The sequence below is a fragment of the Escherichia sp. WS33 genome, from assembly GCF_046486385.1.
In the GTDB taxonomy this organism is placed as follows: domain Bacteria; phylum Pseudomonadota; class Gammaproteobacteria; order Enterobacterales; family Enterobacteriaceae; genus ECMA0423.
Map to the genome: position 1 here is coordinate 112,978 of NZ_JBJQLJ010000007.1, position 12,759 is coordinate 125,736.

The following is a 12,759-nucleotide window of genomic DNA, read 5'->3' on the forward strand; positions in this document are numbered from 1 at the left end:
CCCTATGTTGCTACAGAGACATCAATGTTTCAACGACCAGAAGATCTTTTCTGCCAGACCTTGCGAAATACCCGGCACTTTTGCAATTTCCTCGACGCTGGCGTTACGTAAACCTTGCAAACCGCCCATATATTTCAACAACATTTGCCGACGTTTTGGCCCGACGCCTTCAATGGTTTCCAGGGAACTGGTATTTTTGACCTTCGCCCGTTTTTTACGGTGCCCGCCAATCGCGTGATCATGTGATTCATCGCGAATATGCTGGATAACATGCAGCGCGGGTGAATCTGGCGGCAAACTAAATCCCTCACCTTCCGGCTCAAAGAACAGCGTTTCCAGTCCAGCCTTACGATCTGCTCCTTTGGCAACGCCAAGTAGCAGCGGATGATTTTTATCCCATGAGACATCCAGTTCGGCGAAGACATTTTTCGCCTGCGCAAGCTGGCCTTTGCCGCCGTCGATAAGGATCACATCCGGGATCTTACTGTCGTCAATGGCTTTACCATAACGCCGACGCAGCACCTGATTCATCGCCGCATAATCATCGCCCGGCGTGATGCCTGTAATGTTATAGCGCCGATACTCCGCACGCAGCGGGCCGTTAGCATCAAACACCACACAGGAAGCGACGGTTTGTTCGCCCATGGTATGGCTGATGTCAAAGCACTCCATCCGCTTCACTTCCGGCAATTTCAACACGCTGGCAAGCGCGGTCAGTCGCTGGTGAACGGTAGATTGCTGCGAAAGTTTGCTGGTTAAGGCCGTCGCCGCATTGGTGCGCGCGAGTTTCAGATAACGCGCCCTATCGCCGCGAGGTTTGGTTTGAACATTAATCTTGCGTCCCGCCAGTTCTGAAAGGGAATCGGCGAGCAGCGTTTTATCGCTAAGATTAAAATCGAGCAGGATCTCACCCGGTAAGGTGCGCATCTGGCTGCCTTGTAAATAGAACTGGCCTACGAAGGTTTCTACCACCTCGCTCAGTTCCGTACCGCCAGGCACTTTCGGGAAATAGCTGCGGCTGCCGAGCACTTTGCCCTGACGAATGAACAATACGTGGACACAAGCCATGCCCGCATCGAACGCCACACCAATAACGTCGAGGTCGTCGCCGGTATTGGAAACGAATTGTTTTTCGGTGACGCGTCGCACCGCCTGAATTTGGTCGCGAATACGTGCAGCTTCTTCAAACTCCAGATTCTGGCTGGCAGTTTCCATACGACTAATGAGTTGCGTAAGCACCTGATCATCTTTGCCAGACAAAAACAGGCGCACATACTCGACCTGCTGAGCGTATTCTTCTTCACTCACCAGTCCTTCAACGCACGGTCCCAGACAGCGCCCTATCTGGTATTGCAGACACGGACGCGAGCGATTGCGATAAACACTATTTTCGCACTGGCGAATGGGGAAAATCTTTTGCAGTAGCGCCAGTGTTTCACGTACGGCATAGCCATTCGGGAACGGGCCGAAATATTCACCTTTGGCATGCTTCGCACCACGATGCATCGCCAGACGCGGGTGGGTATCACCACTCAGGAAGATAAAAGGATATGATTTATCATCGCGTAGCAAAACGTTGTAACGCGGCTGATAGAGTTTGATGTAGTTGTGTTCCAGCAACAGCGCTTCGGTTTCTGTGTGAGTAACCGTTACATCAATTTGCTGGATCTGGGCGACCAGCGCTTCGGTTTTGCGCGAAGCGAGGTTGCTACGGAAATAGCTGGAAAGCCGTTTTTTCAGGTCTTTCGCTTTGCCGACATAGATAACCGTACCACCAGCATCGTACATGCGATAAACGCCTGGCTGGCTGGTTACGGTTTTTAAAAACGCTTTTGCGTCAAACTGATCACTCACTGACTTGATAATGTCTCCGCATTACACAGACCATGGCGAATTGCCAGGTGAGTCAGCTCAACATCGCCATGAATGTTTAGTTTACTGAACATACGATAGCGGTAGCTGTTCACCGTTTTCGGACTGAGATTGAGCTGTTCTGAGATCTCATTGACCTTCTGGCCCTTGGTGATCATCAGCATAATCTGCAATTCACGTTCAGACAAACTGGCAAATGGGCTTTCTGTTTTTTCTGGTTCGATCTGGCTTAACGCCATTTGTTGAGCGATGTCAGAAGCAATGTAACGCTGCCCTGAATAGACAGAACGAATCGCACTCACGACTTCCTGCGGAGCCGCGCCTTTGCTGAGGTAGCCCGCAGCACCGGCCTGCATGACTTTCGCTGGTAAAGGGTTTTCTGTATGGACGGTAAGCATGATGATTTTGACATCAGCTGTGGAACGCGCGATTTTACGCGTCGCCTCAAGACCGCCAATGCCCGGCATACTCATGTCCATTAGCACCACGTCAACGGCATTTGTCCGGCACCACTTAACGGCGTCTTCACCGCACGATGCCTCACCGACGACTTTTATACCCTTTATATCTTCCAGAATGCGTCGTATCCCTGCGCGCACCAGTTCGTGGTCATCAACAAGTAGAACGTTGATCAAAGGAATATCTCCAGAAATAGGGATAACGCTACTGATAGTTAGTCATTCGTATATTAGCGGTTTTTATTGCAACTTTGAAACGTTAAAAATGGTGGGTATTCGATTTTTCTCTCGTTTTTGTCAATTCGATTGTCCACAGTTATGGTCACGCCCGTCACCAACGGCTTACCGGATCGTTTCACAGTAAGCCCTGCGACGAAATGTGACAAAAATTACCTTTATTCAGCAAAAATGAAAATCAGCCCGCTGAATATGTAACATTAATTAACCCGAACAATACGGGCAAAAAACATTCATGATAAAAATATTTATTGGTCATTATATTAACGCATTTAATAGCACCGTTGACGATACGCTCAAAAAACAACCACTGCTATTTTTAGCAAAGCTTATGGTATACTCCGCCGCCTTAACATTTTTCACCGCAAATTTTCATTGCAACATGACGAGGAAAATAAATGAGTACGCCTGATTTTTCTACTGCCGAGAATAATCAAGAACTGGCAAATGAAGTCTCCTGCCTGAAAGCGATGCTGACGCTGATGCTGCAGGCGATGGGACAAGCTGACGCGGGCCGCGTGATGTTAAAGATGGAAAAACAGCTTGCGCTGATCGAAGACGAAACCCAGGCTGCAGTATTTTCCAAAACGGTTAAGCAAATTAAACAAGCCTACCGTCAGTAATATAAAACCGGCTGATAGCGTGCCTTTCAGCCGGTTTTTGCATCTGGCACGCAGGACAGAAAAGAGATCAAATTAAGCCAGTAGCGGCCGCGTAACAGGCAACCTGGGTCTTATTCGGTGCATTGATTTTTTTCTGCATGTTTTTCTGATGGAAATTGACCGTATTCTCAGAGATTGACAAAATCATCGCTATCTCTGCTGATGTCTTCCCTTCCGCCGTCCATTTCAAAATTTCTTTTTCGCGCTTGCTGAAATTCATCTCTGGCGTCATCACTATTTCATCATTTAAACGCATCAGAGCCATCAGACTTTCGCGCACCAGTAACTGCATTTTTAATTGCAGTTCATCACTAAGAATGGGTATTTCGCGCGCGCTGCTACGGGAAAAGGACAAAAAGCCCAGCGCCCGGTTTGGCAGCATTAAATACTGAGTGACACCGCGGCGTAAACCATGTGCGCGCGCGGCTTCCCATAACGGCTGTGCTTCGCTGAATAAGTCATCATTCCACATTAAATGGCCCTGACTAAAGTTTTCAGGGTTCAGCACCGGATCAATTGCGAGAAAGTTTTTTGCCTGATAATAACTAACCCACGCCTCAGGGTAATTGGTGTAGAAAGCCACTTTAGGTCGCGTGAATGGTACCGGGTGGCGAACACATAACGAATAGTAATCGTACTCTAGCTGCTGAGCCTGAAGCTCTATTTCATGGTAGACCTCTTCTGCGGCCTCCATCCTCTGAAAACGCAACAGCATCGTGCGACGCCAGCTGAAAAAATCCGTATCCTGCATAGTAAACCGCAACGCCCCTGAGAGTGAGTATCATTTATAATGATAATTCAAACTATCACATAAATAAGATTTATATATAATTTATATTATTCAGGCAATGAATTACTTTTGCAAGCCATCGCATTCTCTTATGTTATTAATGAGTTATGCTGATTTGTTAAGCTGTTTTATCACGCTTGAAATGGCGTCCCGCCCCGACAGGTGAATCGTCGGGGCTGATTTTTTCTTATTATTGCAGCAGAAACTTCTCGAGGAACTGGCGGGTGCGAGGCTGCTGGGGATCGGCAAATAACGCTTTTGCTGCCCCCTGCTCGACTATCCGCCCCTGGTCCATAAAAATCGCCCGGTCCGCAACATCCCGGGCAAAGCTCATTTCGTGCGTCACAATCACCATCGTGCGCTTTTCCTGCGCCAGCTGACGGATGGTGTTCAGGACTTCGCCCACCAGCTCTGGATCCAGCGCCGACGTTGGCTCGTCAAACAAAATCACCTCAGGACGCATTGCCAGCGCACGTGCAATCGCAACACGTTGCTGTTGACCGCCAGACAAACGACGTGGATAGCTGGTTTCTTTACCGGCCAGCCCAACTTTCGCCAACAGCTCGCGAGCGCGCGCCGTGGCCTCTTCTTTCGGTTCGCCTTTGACGATCACCGGCCCTTCAATAATGTTTTCCAGCACCGTACGATGCGGAAACAAATTAAAGTTCTGGAAGACAAACCCGACGTGCTGACGCAACTGGCGAATCAGCGATTTTTGCTGACTTAATGAACGTGCAGTATCAATAGTGATATCGCCAACGGTGATAGTTCCCGCTTCCGGTTGTTCCAGCAGATTTATGCTGCGTAGCAACGTGGTTTTGCCGGAACCACTCGGACCGATAATTGCCACCACTTCGCCAGGCTTTACCTCAAGGTCGATACCGTGCAGCACCGTCTGACCGTGAAATTTTTTCACCAGGTTCTTAACTTCAATGGCACTCATTTTGGTTCTCTCTCCTGGCGATTAAGTTGATTCTCAAAATGGTTCTGCAACGTCGATAATACTGTCGCCATGATCCAGTAGATGAGCGAAGCCGCCAGGTACATGGTGAACACCTCCAGCGTGCGCGAGGTAATCAACTGCGCCTGACGGAACAGCTCCGGCACCTGAATTGTCGCGGCCAGCGACGTATCTTTTACCAGGCTGATAAAGCTGTTCGACAGCGGCGGCAACGCCACCCGCGCCGCCTGTGGCAAAATCGCGCGACGCATAGTCTGCCATGGCGTCATACCAATACTGGCAGCTGCTTCCCACTGACCTTTATCAATAGAAGAAATGGCGGCGCGCAGCGTTTCGGCAGCATAGGCGGCAGTGTTGAGCGACAGACCAATCATTGCTGACGGAATGGGATCTAATTCGATACCAAACTGCGGCAGGCCGTAATAGATCATAAACAGTTGTGCGATGAGCGGTGTACCACGAAAAATAGAGATATAAAAACGCGCCAGCCAGCGCACGGGCCAGATTGGCGACAGGCGCATCAGCGCGAGAATAAACCCGAGCAGTAAGCCAAAAAACATGCCGCCGATACTGAGTTGCAGCGTATACCCAGCCCCTTTCAGCAGGAACGGCAAGGAATCAATAACCAGTTGTATACTTTCTTGCATGAGCGTTTCCGGAGCTAAACGTGGGGATGATAGGCGAACAGCGCAGGCGCGCCGCCGGTATGAATAAACAGAATCGGCCCTTCATCTTTGAAGCGTTTCTGACTGATACCGTCAATCAGCCCCGCCATCGCTTTTCCGGTATACACAGGATCAAGCAGAATGCCTTCCAGCCGCGCCAGCAATTTCACTGCTTCCATGCCTTCGTCGTTCGGCACACCGTAGCCAGGTGCAAAATAGTCATCCCAGAGTAAAATTTCCGCTGATGCGGTCAGCTCCAGTTCTTTCGCAATCGCCTGTTGGAGGTTAACCACTTTCGGCAATTGATCGGCAACGGAACGCGACACGGTCACGCCAATCAGTTCGCTTTCAGGCATCAGGTGTTCCAGCCCAACAGCCAGTCCGGCGTGAGTTCCGGCACTGCCCGACGCGACCACCACCGACGAAATATTAACCGCCCCTTCACACTGTTGCGCGATTTCCAGCGCACTCTCCACATAACCCAGCGCACCCAGAGCATTAGAACCGCCAACCGGAATGACATACGGGCGAAAGCCTTGTGCTTCGACTCGCGTCGCCAGCTCCTCCAGTTGGGCATTGGGATCGGTCAGTGCGTCGCACATTTCAATCTGGGTATTGAACAGCTCCAGCAACAAACGATTGCCGTTGGTTAAATAGTTTTCTGCGGTTGTGCCAATAGGATTTTCCAGCAGCGCCACGCAGTGCAGACCGAGTTTCGCAGCGACTGCGGCAGTCTGGCGCACATGGTTAGACTGGATCGCCCCGGCAGTAATCAGCGTATCGGCACCTTCGCGCAGAGCATCTGCCGCAAGAAATTCCAGCTTACGTAATTTATTACCGCCCATTGCCATGGGGGTGACGTCATCCCGTTTGATGAAAATTTCCCGTCCAAGATAATCAGAAAAGCGTGGCAGATATTCGAGCGGCGTTGGCGCGCCGATAAATTCCAGCCGTGGAAAACGGGTTAAATTATGCAGTGGCATAACAGCCTCCGATGTGTGTTGTTGTGATTTTCTTATTATGCACGCTGAAAACGCGTAAATAAAAAAGGCGCCAGTGAAAGCGCCCTTTTTTGTCATTATGCTGATTATTTGGTCACATCAGCACCAAACCATTTTTCAGAAAGGGCTTGCAGAGTGCCATCTTTTTGCATTTCCGCAATTGCATCATTCACCGCTTTCAGCAGGTCTTCATTTCCTTTACGCAGCGCTACGCCAGACTCCTGACGGGAGAATGCTTCACCGGTTACTGCCAGCGTATCGTTGGTTTTCTTCACCAGATCCAGCGCAGCCAGACGGTCAACGAGGATCGCATCAATACGGCCTACGCGCAGATCCTGATATTTGGTCGGGTCATCATCATAGGTACGCACATCGACGCCCTGAACATTTTGGCGCAGCCACTCTTCATAGTTAGTGCCCAGACCGACACCCACTTTTTTGCCTTTCAGATCATCAGCCGTTTTAATGCTGCCTTCGTTACCTTTTTTCACCAGCGCCTGAATACCGGAAATGGTGTACGGGGTAGAGAAATCGTATTTTTTCTTGCGCTCGTCAGAAATAGTGACCTGGTTAATCACCACATCAATGCGTTTAGAGTCCAGCGACGCCAGCATACCGTCCCATTTGGTCGGTTTTAGTGACGCCTCAACACCAAGATGTTTTGCCAGCTGTTGGGCGAATTCCACTTCAAAACCGGTTAATTTGCCGTCATCCCCCTGAAAACTGAACGGCGGATAAGTTCCTTCCAGCCCTACGAGCAGCGTACCGCGCTCTTTAACTTTATTAAGCAGACCTTCATCTGCAAAACTTTTAACGCTCATGCCCGCAACCAGCGCCACGGCCATCACACCCATCAATGCCTGACGTCCCAGATGTGCTAATTTCATATTCACCCCGAATGTTGTTATGTCTGTTTGCAGTGTAGAGCCATTGTTTGTAAACACAAAAACAACTCTGCTACATCTTATTCTTATTTAATATATATCAGAAGCAGGCAGGCTGGTGGATTTCTGCACAAGTCCGGTACACGTTTGACGCTGATAGTGTTGATACTTCCGTAACGCGATGCGGTAATTGTTGGTGCTGGTAGTGGGCAGCCACGGGGCGAGGATTTCATCAAGGAAACCGTCCTGCAGCTGATCGAGGGAAATATTTTGCTCGTGGAGATGATTACCCAAACGGCGCAGACGAACGACATATTCACGCACCGTACCTGGGCTCATTTCAGTTTGCTCAAAAAGAAACTGCTTAAAGCCGATAATATCGAAAAAATCACTCTGCGTTTTGCAGTGTAAATCACCGCAAAATCGGCACAATGCCGCCCATGATTTTTGTTCCACTTGCCAGCCATTTTCATCAAACAGCATGTCCAGGCGGGAAATCTCGATTTTATTCACTATTTTGCCGTCGCGAACGAGGGTAATGCGGTCGAGTAATTTACGGCAATGCGCGCAATGGGTCTGGCTGTGTTTAAAGTCTTTAAGATAGCGGCTTAATGGCCGTCTTTTCAGGTGCTGCACCATCATTAAGAACTCCTGGTAGTCAAAGTTAAAGTGCGGCATTTACTGACGTTATAACTTACCCAGTTTAGTGCGTAACCGTTTAATGGCCTGGCTGTGTAACTGACTGACCCGCGATTCCCCGACCTCCAGCACCGCGCCAATCTCTTTAAGATTCAGCTCTTCCTGATAATAGAGGGTTAATACCAGTTTTTCGCGCTCCGGCAACGTTTCGATAGCTTCCATCACCCGCTGGCGCAGATTACTGTCCAGCAGTTGTTGTAGCGGGTTTTCTCGCTGATGATCATCAGTAACCAGTTCAATGCTATCGCCGTGCTCTTCGCGCCACTCATCGTAGGAGAAGAGCTGGCTGTTATTGGTGTCGAGCAACATTTGGCGATAGTCGGCAATATCGATCCCTAAACGTTCCGCTACCTCAGTTTCCGTGGCGTTGCGGCCAAGTTCCTGCTCCAGTTGCCCTATTGCCTGTGCCACTTCACGCGCGTTGCGTCGCACGCTGCGCGGCACCCAGTCACGGCTGCGAAGTTCATCCAGCATAGCGCCACGGATACGCTGCACTGCGTAAGTTGTAAATGCCGTTCCTTGTAGGGCGTCATAGCGTTCGACGGCATTAAGTAACCCAATGCCGCCCGCCTGTAGCAGATCGTCAAGTTCCACGCTCGCGGGCAGTCGAACCTGCAGGCGCAATGCTTCGTGACGCACCAGCGGGACATAACGCTGCCACAGCGAGTGTTTATCCATTACACCTTCAGCGGTATAGAGTGAATTCACGATAAACAGCCCTGCGTTATATGAGTTATCGGCATGATTATCCGTTTCTGCAGGGTTTTTAATCGGACGATTAGTGGGTGAAATGAGGGGTTATTTGGGGGTTACCGGTAAATTCCAGGCAGAAAAAACCCCGCCGGTGGCGGGGAAGCACGTTGCTGACAAATTACCATTCATGTTGCCGGATGCGGCGTAAACGCCTTATCCGGCCTACAAAAATGTGCGAATTCAATAAATTGCAATTCAACTTGTAGGCCTGATAAGCGCAACGCATCAGGCAATTTGGCGTTGCCGTCAGTCTCAGTTAATCAGGTTACAACGATTAACCCTGCAGCAGAGACAGAACCTGCTGCGGTACCTGGTTAGCTTTTGCCAACACAGAGTTACCGGCCTGCTGGATGATCTGCGCTTTCGACATATTGGACACTTCGGTCGCATAGTCGGCGTCCTGAATACGGGACTGCGCTTCAGACAGGTTAGTAGTGGTGTTGTTCAGGTTGGTGACTGCGGAATCCAGACGGTTCTGGATAGCACCCAGGGAGGAACGGAATTTGTCGATGGAGCTGATAGCAGCATCCAGGGCAGCCAAAGGATCTTTGGTTGCAGTGCCTGCACTGGTGGTTTCTGTCGTTAATTTGCCATCTTTGCTTACATAAGCATCCGCACCAGCAACAGCTTCAAATTTACCAGTACCAGTACCTGATACCACTTTTACTGCGCCTGTATCTGCGTTGACAGAGTAAGTCGTATCGTAAGATGCAGTGGAAGTCAGTTCATTGTTGCCATCAACATATACAGCTTTAGCACCTGTAGCTACGACTGGAGTTGTACCAGAAGTCATACCATCGGCAGTACCTTTACCATTGGTAAAGGTAGCGGAACCGATCATGACACCAGATTTATAGTTGATCGTTGCGACAGTATCACCGTCGGTAGCGGTTGCTGCTGCCTGACTTGCAGATTGCAGTTGTGCCAGAATGACATCTTTAGAAACAGTGGCTGTATAAGTTACACCAGCAGCAGCGATGACACCAGCACCATCAGTAACGTTCGCAGCAGCTTTGAAATTATACGTAGTATTATCCAGAGTAACGGTAGCAGTACCGCCGTTCCCCAGAGATTTACCATCGCCAGCAAGAGTAAACAGCTCTTTAAGAGTTGCAGTAGCCGCACCACCGGAGTTGTTTGTTGTAAGGTTACCATCAGTAGTCAGGTAGGCTTGCTGTCCGCCAATTGTCAGATTACCAGTTGCGTCAACATTAAAGTTAACATCACCAGTAGCAGCCTTGTAAGTACCGGTTTTAGTCTGGCCAGCTGCCGGGAGAAGAGTATCTGCCAGAGTTCCAGCCGCAGCACTTGTTTTGTTTGCAGTATTGTTATAACTGAAGTTACCTGCATCTGCGTCGTATTTATAACTAACTGTTGAACTTGTACCACCAGCATAGGTTGCAATATCTACAGTATCGCCATCACTCAGCTTACTTAATGCCTGAGATGCAGTAAGTGCAGCGTTGCTAGTTGTAACTTTATAAGTACCATTACCGTTGTCAACGGCTTTCTGAGCAGTCAAGTCACTGATTGTGGCCGCTTTGTTTGCAATGGTACCAGAACCATTAACGTTGAAACCATTCAAACCCAGAGTATCAGAGTCAATTTTCTTCAGGTCGATAGAGATAGTCTGACCATCATTTGCGCCAACCTGAATTTTCAGGGAGCCATCTTTAGACAATACGTTCACGCCGTTGAACTGGGTCTGCCCGGATACGCGGTCAATTTCAGACAAACGGGATTTGATTTCGTCCTGAATAGAAGCCAGGTCAGAATCAGAGTTAGTACCGGTGGTCGCCTGTACAGTCAACTCACGCACACGTTGTAAGTTGTTGTTAATCTCAGACAGTGCGCCTTCAGTGGTCTGCGCCAGAGAGATACCATCGTTAGCGTTACGTGCAGCCTGAGTCAGGCCTTTAATGTTAGAGGTGAAACGGTTAGCAATCGCCTGACCCGCTGCGTCATCCTTCGCGCTGTTAATACGCAAGCCAGAAGACAGACGCTCGATAGAACTCGACAGCGCAGACTGGTTCTTGTTGATATTATTTTGAGTGATCAGCGAGAGGCTGTTGGTATTAATGACTTGTGCCATGATTCGTTATCCTATATTGCAAGTCGTTGATTACGTATTGGGTTTCCACCCGTCGGCTCAATCGCCGTCAACCCTGTTATCGTCTGTCGTAAAACAACCTTTAGAATTTTTTTCACAAACAGCCATTTTTTGTTAGTCGCCGAAATACTCTTTTCTCTGCCCCTTATTCCCGCTATTAAAAAAAACAATTAAACGTAAACTTTGCGCAATTCAGGCCGATAACCCCGGTATTCGTTTTACGTGTCGAAAGATAAAAGGAAATCGCATGGCAAGTATTTCATCGCTGGGAGTCGGGTCAGGTCTGGATTTAAGTTCAATCCTCGATAGCCTCACCGCCGCGCAAAAAGCGACGCTAACCCCTATATCAAATCAGCAATCGTCGTTTACCGCTAAACTTAGCGCCTACGGTACGCTGAAAAGCGCGCTGACGACTTTCCAGACCGCCAATACTGCATTGTCTAAAGCCGATCTTTTTTCCGCCACCAGCACCACCAGCAGCACCACCGCGTTCAGTGCCACCACTGCGGGAAACGCTATCGCCGGAAAATACACCATCAGCGTCACCCATCTGGCGCAGGCGCAAACCCTGACCACGCGCACCACCAGAGACGAGACGAAAACGGCGATCGCCACCAGCGACAGTAAACTCACCATTCAACAAGGCGGCGACAAAGATCCGATTACCATTGATATCAGCGCGGCTAACTCGTCGTTAAGCGGGATCCGTGATGCCATCAACAACGCAAAAGCGGGCGTAAGTGCGAGCATCATTAACGTGGGTAACGGTGAATATCGTCTGTCAGTCACATCAAATGACACCGGCCTTGACAATGCGATGACACTCTCGGTCAGCGGTGATGATGCGCTACAAAGTTTTATGGGCTATGACGCCAGTGCCAGCAGCAACGGCATGGAAGTCTCGGTCGCCGCCCAGAATGCGCAGCTGACGGTCAACAACGTCGCCATTGAGAACAGCAGCAACACCATCAGCGACGCGCTGGAAAACATCACCCTGAACCTGAACGATGTCACCACGGGCAACCAGACGCTAACCATCACTCAGGACACCTCCAAAGCGCAAACGGCGATTAAAGACTGGGTGAATGCCTATAACTCGCTAATAGATACCTTCAGCAGCCTGACCAAATACACCGCCGTAGATGCGGGAGCTGATAGCCAGAGTTCTAGCAATGGCGCACTGCTCGGCGACTCCACGTTGCGGACGATTCAGACGCAGTTGAAATCGATGCTGAGTAATACCGTTAGTTCTTCCAACTATAAAACGTTGGCGCAGATTGGTATCACGACCGATCCCAGCGATGGCAAACTGGAACTGGATGCCGACAAACTCACCGCTGCACTGAAAAAAGATGCCAGCGGCGTAGGTGCATTGATTGTTGGCGATGGTAAAAAAACCGGCATCACGACCACCATCGGCAGCAACCTGACCAGTTGGCTTTCGACAACGGGCATTATTAAAGCCGCTACCGATGGCGTTAGTAAGACCCTGAATAAATTAACTAAAGACTACAACGCCGCCAGCGATCGCATTGATGCGCAGGTCGCGCGCTACAAAGAACAATTTACCCAACTGGACGTTTTAATGACCTCGTTAAATAGCACCAGCAGCTACTTAACGCAGCAGTTCGAAAACAACAGTAATTCCAAGTAATCATTATTTATCG

General features: G+C 49.5%; 14 protein-coding genes. 4 read left to right on the plus strand and 10 right to left on the minus strand.

Annotated elements, in window-relative coordinates; all coding sequences use genetic code 11:
- Positions 1-21: 21 nt before the first annotated feature.
- Both uvrC and uvrY read right to left on the minus strand, forming a co-directional pair.
- Positions 22-1,854: an excinuclease ABC subunit UvrC gene (gene uvrC, locus ACJHXA_RS08310; protein ID WP_001283421.1), complete on the minus strand. Its 1,833-nt coding sequence runs from the start codon at positions 1,852-1,854 to the stop codon at positions 22-24.
- Positions 1,851-2,507, minus strand: coding sequence for a UvrY/SirA/GacA family response regulator transcription factor (gene uvrY / locus ACJHXA_RS08315; protein ID WP_000611335.1), 657 nt, complete (start codon positions 2,505-2,507; stop codon positions 1,851-1,853). The genes uvrC and uvrY overlap by 4 nt, the downstream gene beginning before the upstream one ends.
- Positions 2,508-2,648: 141 nt before the next feature.
- On the opposite strand from uvrY, the gene ACJHXA_RS08320 reads away from it, so the two are divergent.
- The 3 genes from ACJHXA_RS08320 to yecF are packed head-to-tail and all read left to right on the plus strand — an operon-like array spanning position 2,649 to position 3,190.
- Complete coding sequence (locus ACJHXA_RS08320) at positions 2,649-2,765, plus strand: hypothetical protein (RefSeq protein WP_001302039.1); 117 nt, start codon at positions 2,649-2,651, stop codon at positions 2,763-2,765.
- Positions 2,766-2,802: 37 nt separating this feature from the next.
- Complete coding sequence (yecU, locus tag ACJHXA_RS08325; RefSeq protein WP_000590344.1) at positions 2,803-2,979, plus strand: protein YecU; 177 nt, start codon at positions 2,803-2,805, stop codon at positions 2,977-2,979.
- The gene (gene yecF / locus ACJHXA_RS08330) at positions 2,966-3,190 is read left to right on the plus strand and encodes a DUF2594 family protein YecF (protein ID WP_000106474.1); all 225 of its coding nucleotides are present in this window, start codon (positions 2,966-2,968) and stop codon (positions 3,188-3,190) included. The genes yecU and yecF overlap by 14 nt, the downstream gene beginning before the upstream one ends.
- 67 nt (positions 3,191-3,257) lie before the next feature.
- Here the strand turns inward: yecF and sdiA are convergent, their stop codons facing one another.
- The 8 genes from sdiA to ACJHXA_RS08370 form a co-directional block, all read right to left on the minus strand.
- Positions 3,258-3,980, minus strand: a complete 723-nt coding sequence (gene sdiA, locus ACJHXA_RS08335) for a transcriptional regulator SdiA (RefSeq protein ID WP_001154273.1) — start codon at positions 3,978-3,980, stop codon at positions 3,258-3,260.
- Between the two features lie 229 nt (positions 3,981-4,209).
- Complete coding sequence (gene tcyN, locus ACJHXA_RS08340) at positions 4,210-4,962, minus strand: L-cystine ABC transporter ATP-binding protein TcyN (RefSeq protein WP_001272994.1); 753 nt, start codon at positions 4,960-4,962, stop codon at positions 4,210-4,212.
- On the minus strand, positions 4,959-5,627 hold the full coding sequence (gene tcyL, locus ACJHXA_RS08345) for a cystine ABC transporter permease (protein ID WP_001158220.1): 669 nt from the start codon (positions 5,625-5,627) through the stop codon (positions 4,959-4,961). The genes tcyN and tcyL overlap by 4 nt, the downstream gene beginning before the upstream one ends.
- Positions 5,628-5,641: 14 nt before the next feature.
- Positions 5,642-6,628, minus strand: coding sequence for a D-cysteine desulfhydrase (gene dcyD / locus ACJHXA_RS08350; protein WP_001724631.1), 987 nt, complete (start codon positions 6,626-6,628; stop codon positions 5,642-5,644).
- A gap of 104 nt (positions 6,629-6,732) precedes the next feature.
- Positions 6,733-7,533, minus strand: coding sequence for a cystine ABC transporter substrate-binding protein (gene tcyJ, locus ACJHXA_RS08355; RefSeq protein ID WP_001353139.1), 801 nt, complete (start codon positions 7,531-7,533; stop codon positions 6,733-6,735).
- 87 nt (positions 7,534-7,620) lie between these two features.
- Positions 7,621-8,172: a flagella biosynthesis regulatory protein FliZ gene (gene fliZ / locus ACJHXA_RS08360; RefSeq protein ID WP_001724632.1), complete on the minus strand. Its 552-nt coding sequence runs from the start codon at positions 8,170-8,172 to the stop codon at positions 7,621-7,623.
- Between the two features lie 45 nt (positions 8,173-8,217).
- Positions 8,218-8,937: an RNA polymerase sigma factor FliA gene (gene fliA / locus ACJHXA_RS08365; RefSeq protein ID WP_001087467.1), complete on the minus strand. Its 720-nt coding sequence runs from the start codon at positions 8,935-8,937 to the stop codon at positions 8,218-8,220.
- 319 nt (positions 8,938-9,256) lie between these two features.
- A complete protein-coding gene (locus ACJHXA_RS08370) occupies positions 9,257-11,074 on the minus strand; it encodes a FliC/FljB family flagellin (RefSeq protein WP_001724634.1) in 1,818 nt (605 codons plus the stop codon).
- Positions 11,075-11,339: 265 nt separating this feature from the next.
- On the opposite strand from ACJHXA_RS08370, the gene fliD reads away from it, so the two are divergent.
- Entirely contained in the window at positions 11,340-12,746 is a 1,407-nt protein-coding gene (gene fliD / locus ACJHXA_RS08375; RefSeq protein WP_001724635.1) for a flagellar filament capping protein FliD, read from the plus strand.
- The last annotated feature ends 13 nt before the right edge of the window (positions 12,747-12,759 follow it).